The 16,668-nt window shown below is 66.2% G+C and carries 19 protein-coding genes; 11 read left to right on the plus strand and 8 right to left on the minus strand.

The annotated features are described in order from the left end of the window. Positions 1-216 precede the first annotated feature (216 nt). Positions 217-687 (minus strand): Lrp/AsnC family transcriptional regulator, encoded by a 471-nt coding sequence (locus DBV14_RS01300; protein WP_185545889.1) that lies wholly within the window; start codon positions 685-687, stop codon positions 217-219. Positions 688-953: 266 nt separating this feature from the next. Between DBV14_RS01300 and DBV14_RS01305 the strand changes: the two genes are divergently transcribed. The 4 genes from DBV14_RS01305 to DBV14_RS01320 all read left to right on the plus strand — a co-directional run bounded on the left by DBV14_RS01305 (position 954) and on the right by DBV14_RS01320 (position 4,217). Then, on the plus strand, positions 954-1,880 hold the full coding sequence (locus DBV14_RS01305) for an ABC transporter substrate-binding protein (RefSeq protein WP_260396774.1): 927 nt from the start codon (positions 954-956) through the stop codon (positions 1,878-1,880). An 80-nt stretch (positions 1,881-1,960) separates the two neighbouring features. Beyond that, positions 1,961-2,905 carry an ABC transporter permease gene (locus DBV14_RS01310; RefSeq protein WP_124457393.1) on the plus strand — a complete coding sequence of 315 codons (945 nt, stop codon included), beginning with the start codon at positions 1,961-1,963 and terminating at the stop codon, positions 2,903-2,905. Beyond that, complete coding sequence (locus DBV14_RS01315; RefSeq protein WP_124457394.1) at positions 2,905-3,699, plus strand: ABC transporter ATP-binding protein; 795 nt, start codon at positions 2,905-2,907, stop codon at positions 3,697-3,699. The genes DBV14_RS01310 and DBV14_RS01315 overlap by 1 nt, the downstream gene beginning before the upstream one ends. After that, positions 3,699-4,217 (plus strand): GNAT family N-acetyltransferase, encoded by a 519-nt coding sequence (locus DBV14_RS01320; RefSeq protein ID WP_124457395.1) that lies wholly within the window; start codon positions 3,699-3,701, stop codon positions 4,215-4,217. Before DBV14_RS01315 ends, DBV14_RS01320 begins: the two co-directional genes overlap by 1 nt. Before the next feature lie 7 nt (positions 4,218-4,224). Here the strand turns inward: DBV14_RS01320 and DBV14_RS01325 are convergent, their stop codons facing one another. Continuing rightward, positions 4,225-4,503 (minus strand): hypothetical protein, encoded by a 279-nt coding sequence (locus tag DBV14_RS01325; protein ID WP_124457427.1) that lies wholly within the window; start codon positions 4,501-4,503, stop codon positions 4,225-4,227. A 101-nt stretch (positions 4,504-4,604) separates the two neighbouring features. On the opposite strand from DBV14_RS01325, the gene hemA reads away from it, so the two are divergent. The 5 genes from hemA (at position 4,605) to DBV14_RS01350 (ending at position 9,715) form a co-directional block, all read left to right on the plus strand. After that, on the plus strand, positions 4,605-5,876 hold the full coding sequence (gene hemA, locus DBV14_RS01330; protein ID WP_124457396.1) for a glutamyl-tRNA reductase: 1,272 nt from the start codon (positions 4,605-4,607) through the stop codon (positions 5,874-5,876). Between the two features lie 105 nt (positions 5,877-5,981). Then, complete coding sequence (prfA, locus tag DBV14_RS01335) at positions 5,982-7,070, plus strand: peptide chain release factor 1 (RefSeq protein ID WP_124457397.1); 1,089 nt, start codon at positions 5,982-5,984, stop codon at positions 7,068-7,070. Next, positions 7,070-7,921 (plus strand): peptide chain release factor N(5)-glutamine methyltransferase, encoded by an 852-nt coding sequence (gene prmC, locus DBV14_RS01340; protein WP_124457398.1) that lies wholly within the window; start codon positions 7,070-7,072, stop codon positions 7,919-7,921. Before prfA ends, prmC begins: the two co-directional genes overlap by 1 nt. Before the next feature lie 31 nt (positions 7,922-7,952). After that, positions 7,953-8,279, plus strand: a complete 327-nt coding sequence (gene grxD, locus DBV14_RS01345; RefSeq protein ID WP_013543189.1) for a Grx4 family monothiol glutaredoxin — start codon at positions 7,953-7,955, stop codon at positions 8,277-8,279. Positions 8,280-8,404: 125 nt separating this feature from the next. Next, entirely contained in the window at positions 8,405-9,715 is a 1,311-nt protein-coding gene (locus tag DBV14_RS01350) for a hemolysin family protein (protein WP_124457399.1), read from the plus strand. Positions 9,716-9,725: 10 nt separating this feature from the next. On the opposite strand, the gene DBV14_RS01355 is transcribed toward DBV14_RS01350, so the two are convergent. After that, positions 9,726-10,436, minus strand: coding sequence for a lytic transglycosylase domain-containing protein (locus DBV14_RS01355; RefSeq protein ID WP_124457400.1), 711 nt, complete (start codon positions 10,434-10,436; stop codon positions 9,726-9,728). Beyond that, complete coding sequence (locus DBV14_RS01360) at positions 10,433-12,178, minus strand: proline--tRNA ligase (protein WP_124457401.1); 1,746 nt, start codon at positions 12,176-12,178, stop codon at positions 10,433-10,435. Before DBV14_RS01360 ends, DBV14_RS01355 begins: the two co-directional genes overlap by 4 nt. Before the next feature lie 134 nt (positions 12,179-12,312). Here DBV14_RS01360 and DBV14_RS01365 point away from each other — a divergent pair, with 134 nt between their 5' ends. Both DBV14_RS01365 and DBV14_RS01370 read left to right on the plus strand, forming a co-directional pair. Continuing rightward, positions 12,313-12,972: an RNA pyrophosphohydrolase gene (locus tag DBV14_RS01365; RefSeq protein WP_124457428.1), complete on the plus strand. Its 660-nt coding sequence runs from the start codon at positions 12,313-12,315 to the stop codon at positions 12,970-12,972. Then, positions 12,959-13,513, plus strand: coding sequence for a CNP1-like family protein (locus tag DBV14_RS01370; protein WP_124457402.1), 555 nt, complete (start codon positions 12,959-12,961; stop codon positions 13,511-13,513). The genes DBV14_RS01365 and DBV14_RS01370 overlap by 14 nt, the downstream gene beginning before the upstream one ends. Before the next feature lie 27 nt (positions 13,514-13,540). Here the strand turns inward: DBV14_RS01370 and proB are convergent, their stop codons facing one another. From proB to rplU, 4 genes are all read right to left on the minus strand, one after another. After that, positions 13,541-14,680 carry a glutamate 5-kinase gene (gene proB / locus DBV14_RS01375; protein WP_124457403.1) on the minus strand — a complete coding sequence of 380 codons (1,140 nt, stop codon included), beginning with the start codon at positions 14,678-14,680 and terminating at the stop codon, positions 13,541-13,543. Positions 14,681-14,761: 81 nt separating this feature from the next. Further along, positions 14,762-15,838, minus strand: coding sequence for an Obg family GTPase CgtA (gene cgtA, locus DBV14_RS01380; protein ID WP_124457404.1), 1,077 nt, complete (start codon positions 15,836-15,838; stop codon positions 14,762-14,764). Positions 15,839-15,911: 73 nt separating this feature from the next. Further along, positions 15,912-16,172, minus strand: coding sequence for a 50S ribosomal protein L27 (gene rpmA, locus DBV14_RS01385; RefSeq protein ID WP_124457405.1), 261 nt, complete (start codon positions 16,170-16,172; stop codon positions 15,912-15,914). Between the two features lie 12 nt (positions 16,173-16,184). Next, entirely contained in the window at positions 16,185-16,496 is a 312-nt protein-coding gene (gene rplU, locus DBV14_RS01390; protein WP_007833243.1) for a 50S ribosomal protein L21, read from the minus strand. Positions 16,497-16,668: the final 172 nt, after the last annotated feature.

Genomic DNA, 16,668 nt, shown 5'->3' on the forward strand with positions numbered 1-16,668 from the left:
GCGCAGAGCACACCGCCAGCGTGAGCGAGTTCAGAGCACTGGTTGATCAGCGAAGCACTCAGAGCGTGTCCATGTGAGAATGGCATCGGGTGCTCCCCGCAGCGAAATAAAGGAGGAGCGAAGCGGGGGACATTCGCGGAGGGGAGCACCCGGTGTCAGTCGCACGCGCCCCGGATGCGTCAGTCGCACGCGCCCTGAACGGACCCCGCCCCCGACTCAATCCAGCGGCAGCGCAGTAGTGCACTTGATCTCGTTGAGGCACACGCTCGAGCGCACCGCCGACACGCCCGGCATGTGCATCAACGTGTGCATCAGGAACTGCGAGAGCGCCTCCAGGTCCTGCGCCACGACCTTCAGCACGTAGTCGAAATCGCCCGTCACCGAATAGCACTCCAGGATCTGCTTCAGGTCCGCAATCAGGTCCTGGAACTTCGGCAGTTCGTCCACATGGCCGCGCGCCATCGTCACGTGGATGAAAGCGATCACCCCCAGACCCACGTGCCGCGCATTCAACCGCGCCGCGTAGCCGCTGATCAGGCCCAGCTCCTCCAGCCGCCGATGCCGCCGCAGGCACTGCGCGGGCGACAGATTGGCCACTTCCGACAGCTCCAGGTTCGACGCGCGGCCGTGCACCTGCAGGTGCTCCAGAATCTTCCGGTCGATCCTGTCGAGTTCGATCTCATGCAATTTCATCTCTTACATCCTCCGATAGATGAAATTATGTTGCCTAAAGCGGGGTAAGCACTACCGGTTGATGCACCTTAATTGTGCAAAGTACGATCTAGACTCCGAGGCTGCCGGAATTGCACGCTGCGATTCCGGACCGCTGAATTCCCTGCCCCGGCACGCGCCGGCGGCCTACTCAGACGCATCAATCCCCCAATCTGGAGACCTTCCACGTGAAAAACGCTTTGCTTCGCACTCCTTTCAGCGCCGTCGCCCTGGCCCTCGGCATGCTGGCCGCCGCGCCCTCCTTCGCAGCCGACACCAAGTCGGTGGCCGTGACGGCCATCGTCGAACACCCGGCGCTGGACGCCGTGCGCGACGGCGTGAAGGCAGAGCTCAAGGCGGCCGGCTACGAAGAAGGCAAGAACCTCAAGTTCAGCTACCAGAGCGCGCAAGGCAACGTGGGCACCGCCGCCCAGATCGCCCGCAAGTACGTGGGCGACGCGCCCGACGTGATCGTCGCCATCGCCACGCCGTCGGCACAGGCCGTGGTGGCCGCCACCAAGAGCATTCCGGTCGTGTACTCGGCCATCACCGACCCGGTCGCCGCCAAGCTGGTGAAGAACTGGGACGCCACCGGCACCAACGTGACGGGTGTGTCCGACCTGTCGCCGCTCGAAAAGCACATCGGCCTGATCAAGCAGGTGGTGCCCAACGCCAAGCGCATCGGCGTGATCTACAGCCCGGGTGAAGCCAATTCGGTGGCCATCGTCGCCTCGCTGAAGAAGGCCGCCGCCGACGCCGGCATGACCGTGGTCGAAGCCGCCGCCGCGCGCACCGTGGACGTGCCGACCGCGGCGCAAAGCCTGGTGGGCAAGGCCGACGTGATCTACACGCCGACCGACAACAACGTGGTCTCGGCCTTCGAAGGCATCGTGAAGGTGGCGCAACAGGCCAAGCTGCCCGTGGTTGCCGCCGACACCGCCACCGTCGAGCGCGGCGCCGTGGCGGCGCTGGGCCTGAACTACAGCGACATCGGCCGCCAGACCGGCAAGATCGTGGTTCGCATCCTCAAGGGCGAGAAGCCAGGCACCATCGCCTCGCAGACCAGCACCAACTTCGAACTGGTGGTGAACCCCGGCGCGGCCAAGCTGCAGGGCGTGACGCTGTCCGAATCGCTGCTGAAGTCGGCCAAGGTCGTCAGCACCAAGTAAGAAGCCTCGGCAGGCCGCCGTCCTCGTTGTTGCTTCAACGCGGGCGGCGGGCCTGTTTCTGCCTCGCCGGAAGCCCCCACATGTCCCTCATTGCATCGCTGGGCGCCATCGAGATCGGTCTGATATTTGGACTGGTCGCGCTGGGCGTCTTCATGTCGTTTCGCATCATCAATTTCCCCGACCTCACGGTGGACGGCAGCTTTCCGCTGGGCGCCGCCGTGGCCGCTACGCTGATCGTCGCCGGCTGGAACCCGGTGCCCGCCACCGTGGTGGCCTGCATCGCCGGTGCCGTGTCGGGCTGGGTCACCGCGTGGCTCAACGTCAAGCTGAAGATCATGCAGCTGCTGGCGAGCATCCTGGTGATGATCGCGCTGTACTCCATCAACCTGCGCGTGATGGGCAAGCCCAACGTGGCGCTCATCACCGAGCCGACCGTGTTCAGCATGGTCAGCTTCGGCGGCATGCCCGAGCAGTGGGCCAAGCCCCTGCTGCTGTTGCTGATCGTGATCGCGGCCAAGATCGTCGTCGACATGTTCTTCGCCTCCGAAGCCGGGCTCGCGATGCGCGCCACCGGCGGCAACGCGCGCATGGCGCGGGCACAGGGCATTTCGACCGACTTCCACACGATGGCGGGCCTGGCGCTTTCCAACGCGCTGGTGGCGCTGGCCGGCGCACTGTTCGCGCAGAGCCAGGGCACGGCCGACATCTCGATGGGCGTGGGCACGATCGTGATCGGCCTGGCCGCGGTGATCATCGGCGAGACGCTGCTGCCGGCGCGCAGCTTGGGTCTCACCACGCTGGCCTGCGTGCTGGGCGCGCTGCTGTATCGCTTTTTCATCGCGATGGCGCTGAACACCGATTTCATGGGCCTGCAGGCGCAAGACCTGAACCTGGTCACCGCCGTGCTGGTGGCGTTCGCGCTGCTGGTGCCGGCCTACAAGCGCAAGCTGGGCAAGCTGTTCGGCCGCTCCGGGAACGGCAATGGAAACAGCAATGGCAACGGCGCTTCGAAAGGGAACAACTGATGCTGCGCGCCCAACACCTTGAAATGACCTTCAACCCGGGCACGCCGATCGAGAACCGCGTGCTGCGCGGGCTCGACCTGGAAATCCCCACGGGCCAGTTCGTCACCGTGATCGGCTCGAACGGCGCGGGCAAGTCGACCTTCCTGAATGCGGTGAGCGGCGACCTGATCGTCGACAAAGGCAGCATCGAGATCGACGGCAAGGACGTGACCCGCATGAACGCCTGGCAGCGCTCGGGCATGGTGGCCCGCGTGTTCCAGGACCCGATGGCCGGCACCTGCGAGGCGCTGACCATCGAGGAAAACATGGCGCTGGCATGGAAGCGCGGCGAGCGCCGGGGCTTCGGCTTCTCGCTGAACCGCAACCTGCGCGAGCTGTTCCGCGAAAAGCTGTCGATCCTGAAGCTGGGGCTCGAAAACCGCCTGGCCGACCGCATCGGCCTGCTGTCGGGCGGGCAGCGGCAGGCCGTGAGCCTGCTGATGGCCTCGCTCAAGCCCTCGCGCATTCTTCTGCTCGACGAACACACTGCGGCGCTCGACCCCAAGACCGCGGCCTTCGTGCTGGAGCTGACGGCCAAGATCGTCGAAGGCAGCCAGCTGACCGCGATGATGGTGACGCACAGCATGCGGCAGGCGCTGGACTACGGTTCGCGCACGGTGATGCTGCACGAAGGCCAGGTGATCCTCGACGTGGCCGGGCCGGAACGCTCGGGCCTCGACGTGCCCGACCTGCTTCGCATGTTCGAGCAGACGCGCGGCGAAAAGCTCGACGACGACAAGCTGCTCCTGGCCTGATGGCACCGCCGGATACCGCACCGCTGGTGCGCGCCATGCGCGCCGACGACCTCGATGCCGTGCTCGCGATACAGCTCGCCTGCTACGGCGCGGGGTTCGTGGAGGACGGCGCGCTGATCGCACGACGGCTCGCCGCCGCGCCGCACACGGGCTGGGTCGCCGAGCACCAGGGCCGCGTGCGGGCCTACCTGGCGGGTTACCCGTCGACGGCCGGAAAGCTCACGCCGCTGCACGGCGAGTTCGAGGTCGCACCAGCCCCCGATTCGCTGTACCTGCACGACCTGGCGGTACACCCCGAGGCTTCGGGGCTGGGCCTGGGGCCGCGCCTGGTGCGCCACGCATGGGCCCATGCTGCGCAGGCGGGCTGGCGGCAATCGACGTTGGTGTCGGTGCAGGCCTCGGTGGGTTTCTGGGAGCGCCAGGGCTATGCGGCCGCGCAACCCGCCGGCCCGGCGCAGCAGGCCCGGCTCGCCACCTACCCCGGCGACTCGGTCTACATGGCCCGGCGGCTGGACTGACGCGGTTTCAGCGGCGCCAGCCGCGCATCGACAGCCACTGGACGGTGCCGCTCACCACCACCAGCGCGGCATAGGTCGCCATCGCCCCGTCGCGCCCGAACACCACCAGCCCGGCCACCAGCACCAGCACGCCAGCCACGAAAGTCGACGCCCATTGCACCCACCAGCGGGGCACGCCGGCGCGATGGCCGCCCAGGTAACGGCCCGCGAAGACCAGCACCAGCGCCAGAAAGGCCGCGGGTGCAACAAAATTAAGCAGGTGGTTGAGGAGGGCCAGCAGGTCCATCAGAGGGGCCGCGGACATGCGGCGAAGGTTATGGCTGTCATAGGGAATGCCATTTGTCCCTCGGCACGCGGGGAGCGGCTGCTGATTTTATAATCACGGCCATGTCAGTCTGGGCTCTCGGCTTGAACCACACGACCGCGCCGCTCGATCTGCGCGGTCGTTTCGCGTTCGCGCTCGATCAGATCGCCCCGACGCTGCAGAGTTTGCGCAGTTCCTTTGGCAGCGGCAGCCACCCCCAGGTCGAGGCCGCGATCATCTCCACCTGCAACCGCACCGAGATCTATTGCGCCTCCGAGCACATCGCGCTGGACCACACCTTCGGCTGGCTGGCCCAGAGCGGCGGCGTGGCCCCTGCCCTGCTGCGCTCGCATGCCTACACGCTGCACGACGACGAAGCCGCCCGCCATGCCTTCCGCGTGGCCAGCGGGCTCGACTCGATGGTGCTCGGCGAAGCCCAGATCCTCGGCCAGATGAAAGACGCCGTGCGCGCGGCCGAAACCGCCGGCGCGCTCGGCAGCACGCTCAACCAGCTGTTCCAGCGCTCGTTCGCCGTCGCAAAAGAAGTGCGCACCGCCACCGAGATCGGCGCGCATTCCATCAGCATGGCGGCTGCGGCCGTCCGGCTGGCCGGGCAGCTTTTTGAAGACCTGCACCAGACGCGCGTGCTGTTCGTCGGCGCGGGCGAAATGATCGACCTGGCCGCGACGCACTTCGCGGCCAAGGACCCGAAGTCCATCGCCATTGCCAACCGCACGCTCGAGCGCGGCGAAAAGCTGGCCTCGCGCTTCGGCGGCGAGGCGATGCGGCTGGCCGACCTGCCGGCGCGGCTCGCCGAATTCGACATCGTGGTGAGCTGCACCGCGAGCACGCTGCCGATCATCGGCCTGGGTGCCGTGGAACGCGCGCTGAAGGCGCGCAAGCACCGCCCGATGTTCATGGTCGACCTGGCCGTGCCGCGCGACATCGAACCCGAAGTGAAGGCGCTCGAGGACATCTACCTCTACACCGTCGATGACCTTGCGCAGGTGGTGCAGCAGGGCCAGGCCAACCGCCAGGCCGCGGTGGCCCAGGCCGAAGTGATCATCGACGCCGGCGTGCAGAGCTTCATGCACTGGCTGGGCCAGCGCGGCACGGTGCCGCTGATCCAGCAGCTCAACGCCCAGGCCGACGAATGGCGCGCCGCCGAAATGGCACGCGCCCGCAAGCTGCTGGCCAAGGGCGAATCGGTCGATGCGGTGCTCGAAGCCATGTCGCGCGGGCTCACGCAGAAGATGATGCATGGCGCCATGGCCGAGCTGCATTCGGGCGACGCCGCATCGCGCGAGCAGACGGCACAGACCATCTCGCGCCTGTTCCTGCGCAAAGAGCGTTAGCGACGCTGGTCGGCGGCCCGCCTTCAACGGCGCGGCCTTCTTTCTCGATGCGTCCTGCCGCTGCATCGCGGCGTCCCTCCTCTTTCTTTTCGAGCCCCTTTCGCCGTGAAATCCTTTCTGCGCCACCAACTCGAACGCTACGCCCAGCGCCTGGGCGAGCTCGACTTCCTGCTTTCGCGCGAAGACATCATGAGCGACATGGCGCAGTACCGCACCATCTCGCGCGAGCATGCCGAAATCACCCAGATCGCCGGCCGCTACGAGCGCTACAAGCAGCGCGAAGCCGACATCGCGGGTGCGAAGGACATGCTCGACGACCCCGACATGGCCGAGATGGCGCGTGAAGAAATCGCGGGCGCCGAAGCCGAGCTGGTTCAGCTCGAAGACGAGTTGCAGCGCCTGCTGCTGCCCAAGGACCCCGACGACGCGCGCAACGCCTTCATGGAAATCCGCGCGGGCACCGGCGGCGACGAATCGGCGCTGTTCGCGGGTGACCTGCTGCGCATGTACACGCGCTACTGCGAGCGCGTAGGGCTGCGCTGCGAGATCGTGAGCGAAAGCGCCAGCGAACTCGGCGGCTACAAGGAAGTGGTGATCCGCATCGTCGGCGACGACGTGTTCGGCAAGCTGCGCTTCGAATCGGGCGGCCACCGCGTGCAGCGCGTGCCGGCCACCGAGACGCAGGGCCGCATCCACACCAGCGCCTGCACGGTCGCCGTGCTGGCCGAGCCCGACGAAACAGTGGCCGTGCAGATCAACCCGGCCGACCTGCGCATCGACACGTACCGCGCCAGCGGCGCCGGCGGCCAGCACATCAACAAGACCGACTCGGCCGTGCGCATCACGCACATTCCGACCGGCATCGTGGCCGAGTGCCAGGACGACCGCAGCCAGCACCGCAACAAGGCCAAGGCGCTGCAGGTGCTGTCGGCGCGCATCCAGGAAAAAGACCGCAGCGAGCGCGCCGCCAAGGACGCGGCGATGCGCAAGGGGCTGATCGGCAGCGGCGACCGCTCGGACCGCATCCGCACCTACAACTTTCCGCAAGGGCGGCTCACCGACCACCGCATCAACCTCACGCTCTACAAGCTGCTGGCGATCATGGAAGGCGATCTGGGCGACGTGCTGGAAGCGCTGCGCGCCGCGCGCGAAGCCGAGCAACTGGCCGAGCTCGAATCGAGCCTGCCGGCCTGATGACCACGACCGCCTCCACGCCCTCCACCGTGTCGCAGGCGCTGGCCGCGGCCGTCGCGCTGGGCATCGACCGGCTCGACGCGCAGTTGCTGCTGCTGCACGCGCTGGGCCGTGCGCCGCACGACCGGGCATGGCTGCTGGCGCACGACACCGATGCGCTGGCGGAGCCGGCGTGGACCGCACTCGCATCGCAGTTGTCGCGCCGGCTGGCGGGCGAACCCGTTGCCTACCTGCTGGGCGAAAAAGAATTCCACGGCCTGAGCCTGCAGGTCGATGCACGGGTGCTGGTGCCGCGTCCGGACACCGAGACGCTGGTTGAATGGGCGCTGCAGTGCCTTGAAGGCCAAGCCGCCCCGCGCGCGCTCGACCTCGGCACGGGCAGCGGCGCAATTGCGCTGGCCCTGCAGCAGGCCCGCCCCGATGCACAGGTCGATGCGGTCGATGCCAGCGCCGACGCGCTGGCTGTCGCGCAGGCCAACGCACAGCGCCTGGGCCTGCCGGTTCGCTTTGCCCTGGCCCACTGGCTCGATGGCGCCGCCGGCGGCTATACGGTCATCGCCAGCAACCCGCCCTACATTGCCGCCGGCGACCCGCACCTGCCCGCGCTGCGCCACGAGCCCCTCGCCGCGCTGGTGGCGGGCGCCGACGGGCTCGACGACATCCGCCAGATCGTGCGGAACGCCCCCGATCACCTCGCCCAAGACGGCTGGCTGTTGCTCGAACACGGGCACGACCAGGCCGCGGCCGTGCGGCAGTTGCTCGCCGAACGCGGCTTCGCCGAAGTCCAAAGCCGGGAAGACCTGGCCGGCATCCAGCGCTGCTCCGGCGGAATCTGGCGCACGGTGAAATAATCCCCTCAGCCCCCACTTTTCAGGAGTCCCCATGTCCGACGCTCAGCAACGCATCGACGATCTCGTCAAAACCAACGAACTCGTGCTCTTCATGAAGGGGAATGCGAGCTTTCCGATGTGCGGCTTCTCGGGCCGCGCCATCCAGATCCTGAAGGCGGTCGGCGTCGACACCAAGACGCTGAAGACCGTCAACGTGCTCGAAGACGACGGCATTCGCCAGGGCATCAAGGAATACAGCAACTGGCCCACGATTCCCCAGCTCTACGTGAAGGGCGAATTCGTCGGCGGCTCGGACATCATGATGGAGATGTACGAGTCGGGCGAACTGCAGCAGGTGCTGAACGGCAACCCGGCCTGAGGCTGATGGCGCGCAAACCCGCGCCCTGAGCCACGCCCCCGCGGATCACGGCCATTCGCGAGGTTGCAGCTGATTGTTTTTCCCGGGCCGAGTCATGGCACCATGGCACTCTTCGCCGTGCCACCATGACCCTTACCCAAAGCCTGCTCATCATCGCGTTGCTGATCGCGATGAGCGCCTTCTTCTCCCTTGCCGAAATCACGCTGGCCGCCTCGCGCCGCCTGCGCTTGCGCCAGATGGCCGACGAGGGCGACCCGCGCGCCGAGAAAGTGCTGCGCGTGCAGGAGCAGCCCGGCCACTATTTCACCGTGGTGCAGATCGGCCTGAACGCCGTGGCCATCCTCGGCGGCGTCGTGGGTGAGGGCTCGCTCAGCCCGTATTTCGCGCGCTTCTTCGAGAACTGGTTGAGCGTGGAAGCCTCGGCCAGCGTGGCCTTCCTGTGCTCGTTCGTGATCGTCATCGCGGTGTTCCTGGTGTTCGCCGACCTGTTTCCCAAGCGGCTCGGCATGAGCAACCCCGAGCAACTGGCGGTGCGCATGGTCGGGCCGATGCAGGTGCTCATCACCACCTTCAAGCCGCTGGTGTGGTTCTTCACGCGGTGCACCGACCTGCTGTTCAAGCTGCTCGGCATGCCGATGGCGCGCGACGACAAGATCACCTCGGCCGACATCCTGGCCATGACCGAGGCCGGCGCACGGGCCGGCGTGCTCGCGGTGCGCGAGCAGCAGGTGATTGCCAATGTGTTCGAGCTCGAAACGCGGCTGGTCAGCAGCGTGATGACGGCGCGCGAGAGCATCGCGTGGTTCCTGCACGACGACCCCGAGTCGGTGCTGCGCGCACGCATCGTGGCCGAGCCCTTCTCGGCCTACCCGGTGTGCGACGGCGACATCGACCACGTGCTGGGCTACGTGGATGCCAAGGACATGTTCCAGCGCGTGCTGAGCGGGCAGCCGCTGGCCTTCGACCAGGGCCTGACGCTGCACAAGGCACTGGTCATTCCGGACCGTCTCTCGCTGACCGAAGTGCTTGAGCAATTCCAGCAGGCGCACGAAGACTTCGCGATCATCGTCAACGAATACAGCCTGGTGGTGGGCGTGATCACGCTCAACGACGTGATGAGCACGGTGATGGGCGACCTGGTGTCGATGCCCGACGAGGAGCAGATCGTGCAGCGCGACGAGAATTCGTGGCTGATCGACGGCATCACGCCGATCCAGGACGTGCAGCGCGCACTGCACATCGACGAACTGCCGCACGCCGAGGAATACGAGACGCTCGCCGGTTTCCTGATGGTGATGCTGCGCCGCGTGCCCAAGCGCACGGACAGCGTGACCTGGGGCGGCTACACCTTCGAGGTGATGGACGTCGACAGCTACCGCATCGACCAGGTGATGGTGACCAAGGGGTCCGCCACCGCCAAGGCCGTGTCCGCCTAGACGAACGCGTTCAGGCCGCCGAGCGGTCCCGTTCGCGCTCGCGGTCCTTGTCGTTGAACGCCCAGAGCCGCTGGTTCGCGAACACGGCATTCGGATACGGCGACTTGCCGCGGCTGCCGTTGTAGCGACCGAGCGTCATGTACAGGTCGCCGTTCTCGCGGTCGAGGTAGTGGCGCAAGATGACGCAGCCGAAGCGCAGGTTGGTCTGCATGTGGAACAGCTTGGCCGGGTCGCTGTCGCCGATCACGCGGGTCCAGAACGGCATGACCTGCATGTAGCCGCGCGCGCCGGCGCTCGACACCGCGAACTTGCGGAAATTGCTTTCGACCTGCACCAGCCCCAGCACCAGGCTCACGTCGAGCCCCGAGCGCTTGGCCTCGTACCAGACGGTCTGCAGGAATTCCTTGCGCGACGGCCAGTCGGCAATTTTCTTCTTGAGCCGCTCGCTCATTTCACCGAGCCAGCGCAGGTAGGCCAGCCGAGCTTCGGTGTTCGAGAACTCGGGGACCGGCGGCGCCTTGTTGTGGATGGCCGAGCTGAGCGCGGAGCGAACCGAGTCGATCAGCGGTTCTTCGAGCTGGGCGCCGGCGAAGGCGATGCGCGGCAGCGAGGCCAGCGACAAGGCACTGGCCGCCACCGCACCGGTCATGCACTGGCGGCGCGTGAGGCCGCCTTGCGTGGCCGTCACTGCCTGGTCGCCAGGACGGCCCGACAAACTCATGCGGCCAGTTTGCCCGTGATGAAGTCGGCAATGCCGGCGGCAGGCACCTTGGTCGCGGCGGTGTCGCGACGGTGCTGGTATTCGAGCTGGCCTTCCTTGAGGCCACGGTCGGAGATCACCACGCGGTGCGGCACGCCGATCAGTTCCCAGTCGGCGAACATCGCGCCGGGGCGCTCGCCGCGGTCGTCGAGCAGCACGTCGACACCGGCCGCGAGCAGTTGCTCGTAGAGCGCCTCGGCGGCCACCTTGACCTCGGGGCTGCGGTCCATGCCGATCGGGCAGACCACCACGGTGAACGGCGCCAGCGCGTCGGGCCAGATGATGCCGCGCTCGTCGTGGTTCTGTTCGATGGCGGCGGCGGGCAGGCGTGTGATGCCGATGCCGTAGCAGCCCATCTCGAGGAATTGCGGCTTGCCGCCTTCGTCGAGGTAGGTGGCGTTCATGTCCTTGCTGTACTTGGTGCCCAGCACGAAGACGTGGCCGACTTCGATGCCGCGCTCGATGGCCAGCACGCCCTTGCCGTCGGGCGAGGCGTCGCCGGCGACCACGTTGCGGATGTCGGCGACGAGGTCGGGCTCGGGCAGGTCGCGGCCCCAGTTGACTCCGGTCATGTGGAAGTCGACGTCGTTGGCGCCGGTGATCCAGTCGGCCAGCACGGCGGCCTCGCGGTCGGCCACGAGCTTGACCGGCTTCTTCAGGTTCAGCGGACCCAGGTAGCCGGGCTTGCAGCCGAAGTGCTCGTCGATTTCGGCCAGCGTCGCAAAACGGAAGCCCCTGTCCAGGCCGGGCAGCTTGGCGACCTTGATCTCGTTCATGTCGTGGTCGCCGCGCAGCAGCAAGAGCCAGACTTGCGAGCCCTTGATGTTGCCTGCCGCATCGACGATGTCGGTGGCCAGCACCAGCGACTTGATGGTCGTGGCAAGTGGCACGCCGAGCAGCTCGGCCACGTCGGCGCAGGTGCTCTTGCCGGGGGTGGGCGTCTTTTCGAGCACCTTGGCGGCCGCGGGACGCGGACCGGCCGGGGCCAGTGCCTCGGCCTTTTCCATGTTGGCGGCGTAATTGCTGTCGGGGCAGTAGACGATGGCGTCTTCGCCCGTGGCGGCGATCACCTGGAACTCTTCGCTCAGGTCGCCGCCGATGGCGCCGCTGTCAGCCGCGACGGCGCGGTAGCGCAGGCCGAAGCGGTCGAAGATGTTGCGGTAGGCCTGCGCCATGACTTGGTAGCTGGCCTTGGCCGCGTCGAGGTCGCGGTCGAAGCTGTAGGCGTCCTTCATGATGAATTCGCGCCCGCGCATCAGGCCGAAGCGCGGACGGCGCTCGTCGCGGAACTTGGTCTGGATCTGGTAGAAATTCTTCGGCAGCTGCTTGTAGCTGCGGATTTCCTGGCGCGCGATGTCGGTCACCACTTCTTCGCTGGTGGGCTGGATCACGAAGTCGCGGTCGTGGCGGTCCTTGATGCGCAGCAGCTCGGGGCCCATCTTGTCGAAGCGGCCGGTCTCTTGCCAGAACTCGGCGGGCTGCACCACCGGCATTGCCATCTCGACAGCGCCGGCGCGGTTCATTTCCTCGCGCACGATCGCCTCGACCTTGCGGATCACGCGCAGCCCCATGGGCATGTAGGTGTAGATGCCCGTGCCGAGCTTCTTGATCATGCCGGCGCGCATCATGAGCCGATGGCTCGCGACCTCGGCGTCAGCGGGCGCTTCCTTGAGGGTGGAGACAAAAAATCGGGAAGCTTTCATCGGGATCGCGGTGATGGATTCAGAACGGAAGTGGGGGACTGCTCCCCCGGAGAGACCCTGAGAGCCTGCATCGTGGCTTGCCGAGGGCAACCCGGCATGCATAATCGACTCAGTTCAAAAATTGGGGTTTGATTATGCTCGACCGGGACGGCTTCAGGCCCAACGTCGGCATCATCCTGCTCAACCAGAGAAACCAGGTTTTCTGGGGCAAACGCATACGCACACATTCCTGGCAGTTCCCGCAAGGCGGCATCGATCGCGGCGAGAGTCCCGAGCAAGCCATGTTTCGGGAACTGCATGAGGAAGTGGGGCTCCATCCGGAGCATGTGCGCATCGTGGCCCGTACCCGCGACTGGTTGCGCTACGAGGTGCCGGATCGGTTCATCCGCCGTGACGCACGGGGCCACTACAAGGGCCAGAAACAAATCTGGTATTTGCTGCAACTCACCGGCCACGACTGGGATCTCAACCTGCGCGCCACCGACCATCCCGAATTCGACGCATGGCGCTGGCACGACTACTGGGTGCCTCTCGACGTTGTGGTCGAGTTCAAACGCGGCGTCTACGAGATGGCGCTGACCGAGCTTGCTCGCTACCTGCCACGGCAGGATTTTCGTAATCGCTTCCTGCGCAGCAACGTGCGCGCCCGAGAGTTCGAGCGCCACCCCGGTGCGCCAGGCCATGAACCCAATTTCGAGCTGCCTCCGGGCGCGAGCTTCGACCCGGATCCCAATGCCAAACTTGCGAACGACGCCCCTTCTCCCCCGACGGGGCCTTTCCATGCGCCGCGCTGAGCGCGCACTGCTTCTTGCCTGCTTCGCCGTCCTCGCCGGGTGCGCTTCGGGCAAGCACGACACCGACAACCCCGACTGGGCGCAGTCCGGCATGCCGCCACCGCCCAAGCGATCCGAGGCCGACAGGGAGTGGGAAGAATCCGCTGCACCGCCTGCACCGAAGTTCGAGGAGAAGCGGCTGGTGCCCATCGCCATGCCGCCCTACATGTCGCTGACGTTCGGCGTGGACCCGCAAACCATCGCCATTACCCCGGAAGGGATCGTGCGCTATGTGGTAGTGGCCAGCAACAAGAACGGTGGTGCCGTGAATGCCTTCTATGAAGGCGTGCGATGCTCGACGTCGGAAGCCAAGACCTACGCCCGCTACAGTGGCGGCGCATGGCAGGACGTGGAAAAGCCGGAGTGGAAACGCTTCTACGACCTGAACTCGCGCTATACCAAGGCGCTGTCGGAACAGGGCTTGTGCCGCGGCAACGCGCCGCGCGCTTCGGTGGGAGAGATGCTCAGGAACATCCAGAATCCGGTTCGCGAAGTGCAATGAACCGACGGGGCCCTGGGCCCCGTTTTTTCAATTGGGCATCAGCACCATGTTGTCGCGGTGCACCATCTCCGGCTCCGCCGCGTAGCCCAGGAGGCGCTCGAATTCGACCGACGGCTTGCGGCACAGCAGGCGCGCCTCCACGCTCGAGTAGTTGGCCAGGCCGCGCGCGAGCTCGACGCCATCGACGTCCCTCACGGCAATGACGTCGCCGCGCGAAAACTCACCCGACACGCTGGTCATGCCGATCGGCAGCAGGCTCTTGCCTTCGGCGCGCACCTTGGCCGCGGCACCCGCATCGACCACGACCGCACCTCGCAGTTGCAGGTGATCGGCCATCCAGCGCTTGCGCGCCTGGTGCTTGGCGGTCTGTGCGACCAATAACGTTCCTATGGCTTCGCCGCGCGAAAGGCGCAGCAGGGCATCGGATTCGCGGCCCCAGGCGATGACGGTGGAGGCTCCCGATCCTGCCGCGCGCTTGGCCGCAAGAATCTTGGTGATCATGCCGCCGCGGCCGATGCTGGAACCCGCGCCGCCCGCCATGGCTTCGAGCGCCGGGTCGCCCGCGGCGGCTTCGTGCACGAATTTGGCGTCGGGGTCTTTGCGTGGATCGGCGGTGTACAGGCCCTTCTGGTCGGTCAGGATGACGAGCGCATCGGCTTCGACGAGGTTGGCCACGAGTGCGCCCAGCGTGTCGTTGTCGCCGAACTTGATCTCGTCGTTGACGACCGTGTCGTTCTCGTTGATGACCGGCACGACGCCCAGGCGCAGCAGCGTGACGAGGGTCGAGCGCGCATTGAGGTAGCGCTCTCGGTCGGCCAGGTCGGCATGGGTCAGCAACACCTGGGCACTGCCTATCTGGTTCTCGCGCAGCTTGGTCTCGTACATCTGGGCAAGGCCCATCTGTCCGACGGCCGCGGCGGCCTGCAACTCGTGAATTTCGTGCGGCCGGGTGCGCCAGCCGAGGCGCTTCATGCCCTCGGCAATTGCGCCGCTGGACACCATCACGACCTCGCGGCCATCGCGCACCAGTTCCGCCAGTTGCCGGCACCACTCGCCGATGGCGCCCTCGTCCAGGCCCCGGCCCTCGTTGGTCACAAGGCTGGAGCCCACCTTGACGACGATACGGCGGGCATCCCGCAAGGCAGTGGATCCAGAGTTCGAGGTCATGTGTGGCTGCAACGGGCGTGAATACTGCGTATTTTGCTATCTATTCAATAGCATCGGAAGGCGGTGCCCGGCCAGGGCGAATCAGGGACGCTCGGGCGGGAGCTCCACGAAGCGCGGATCGATTTCGGCAGGCTCCTGCTCGGCCACCTGCTGCGCCTTGACCTGCTGGTAGACGGCCTGGACGAGGTGCTCGCAGCCTTCGCGGGTCAGCGCCGAGATTTCGAACACCGGCCCCTTGAAGCGCAGGCGCTTGACGAAGTCCTTGACCAGTGCGGCGCGCTCGTCGCCAGGCACCATGTCGAGCTTGTTCAGCACCAGCCAGCGCGGCTTTTCGTAGAGCGCGGCATCGTATTTCTTCAGCTCGCCCACGATGGCTTTGGCCTGGGCAACGGGGTCGACGGCATCGTCGAACGGTGCCATGTCGACCACGTGCAGCAACAGGCGCGTGCGCTGCAGGTGGCGCAGGAACAGGTGGCCGAGGCCCGCGCCTTCGGACGCGCCCTCGATCAGGCCGGGCAGGTCGGCGACCACGAAGCTCTGCTCCGGACCGACGCGCACCACACCCAGGTTGGGGTGCAGCGTGGTGAAGGGGTAGTCAGCGATGCGGGGGCGCGCATTCGAGATCGCGCTGATCAGGGTCGACTTGCCCGCATTGGGCATGCCCAGCAGGCCGACGTCGGCCAGCACCTTGAGTTCGAGCTTGAGGCTCTTCTTGTCGCCCGGCCAGCCAGGGGTTTTCTGGCGCGGTGCGCGGTTGATGGCGCTCTTGAAGCGCATGTTGCCGAAGCCGCCGTCACCGCCCTTGGCGATGGTGACGACTTCGCCTTCCGTCAGCAATTCGTACAGCACCTCGCCGGTTTCGGCGTCGGTGATGATGGTGCCGACCGGCATCCTGAGCGTGATGTCCGCGCCCGCGGCCCCGAACATGTCGGAGCCCATGCCGTGCTCGCCGCGCTTGGCTTCGTGCCGGCGCGAGTAGCGAAAGTCCACCAGCGTATTGAGATTCGAGTCGGCTACCGCGAAGACGTGGCCACCGCGGCCGCCGTCGCCGCCGTTGGGGCCGCCGAACTCCTTGTACTTCTCATGACGGAACGACACGCAGCCGTTGCCGCCATCGCCGGCGGCGATGTCGATGAAGGCTTCGTCGACGAACTTCATGGGATGTCCAGTTTACAAATGAAGAAGCCCCGGCAAAGCGGGGCCTCGGAAAGGTCGAAGTGAGCTTCGGGGCTTACGCCGCGGGCGTCACGTTGACCATGTGCTTGTTCAGCGCACCCTTGTGACCGAACGACACGTGGCCGTCGACCAGGGCGAAGAGCGTGTGGTCCTTGCCCACGCCGACGTTCAGGCCGGGGTGGAACTGGGTGCCGCGCTGGCGCACGATGATCGAGCCTGCGCTGATCAGTTCGCCGCCGAAGGCCTTCACGCCGAGCATCTTGGGCTTGGAATCGCGCCCGTTTCGCGTTGAGCCGCCGCCTTTTTTCTGTGCCATGGAATGTGCTCCTTAGCCGGCGATCGCGCCGATTTGCAGTTCGGTGAACTGCTGGCGATGGCCTTGACGTTTCTGATAGTGCTTGCGACGGCGCATCTTGAAGATGTGCACCTTGTCGTGCTTGCCGTGCGACAGTACCGTGACTGTCACCGTTGCGCCGGACACCAGGGGCGTGCCAACCTTGATTTCAGCGCCGTTTCCGACGGCCAGAACCTGGTCGATCACGATTTCCTGGCCTACGTCCGCAGCAATCTGTTCTACTTTAATTTTTTCGCCGGAAGCAACGCGATACTGCTTGCCGCCGGTTTTTATGACCGCGTACATGTAAACCTCTTAGAAATGAGTCTCCGCAGCGAATTCCGCAGAGCCCAAGATTATAGCGCGCTTTGCCTGAGCCAGCCAGCACTGGCCCGCCCCGACTGCAGCAAGCGGTGACGGCTCCCTATAATTTGCGCCTTCCGACCCCTCGGGTCGCCCTCATCCTCAGCAGCGCCCC

Origin of the sequence: Variovorax sp. KBW07, assembly GCF_003852515.1 — a bacterium.
Taxonomy (GTDB): domain Bacteria; phylum Pseudomonadota; class Gammaproteobacteria; order Burkholderiales; family Burkholderiaceae_C; genus Variovorax.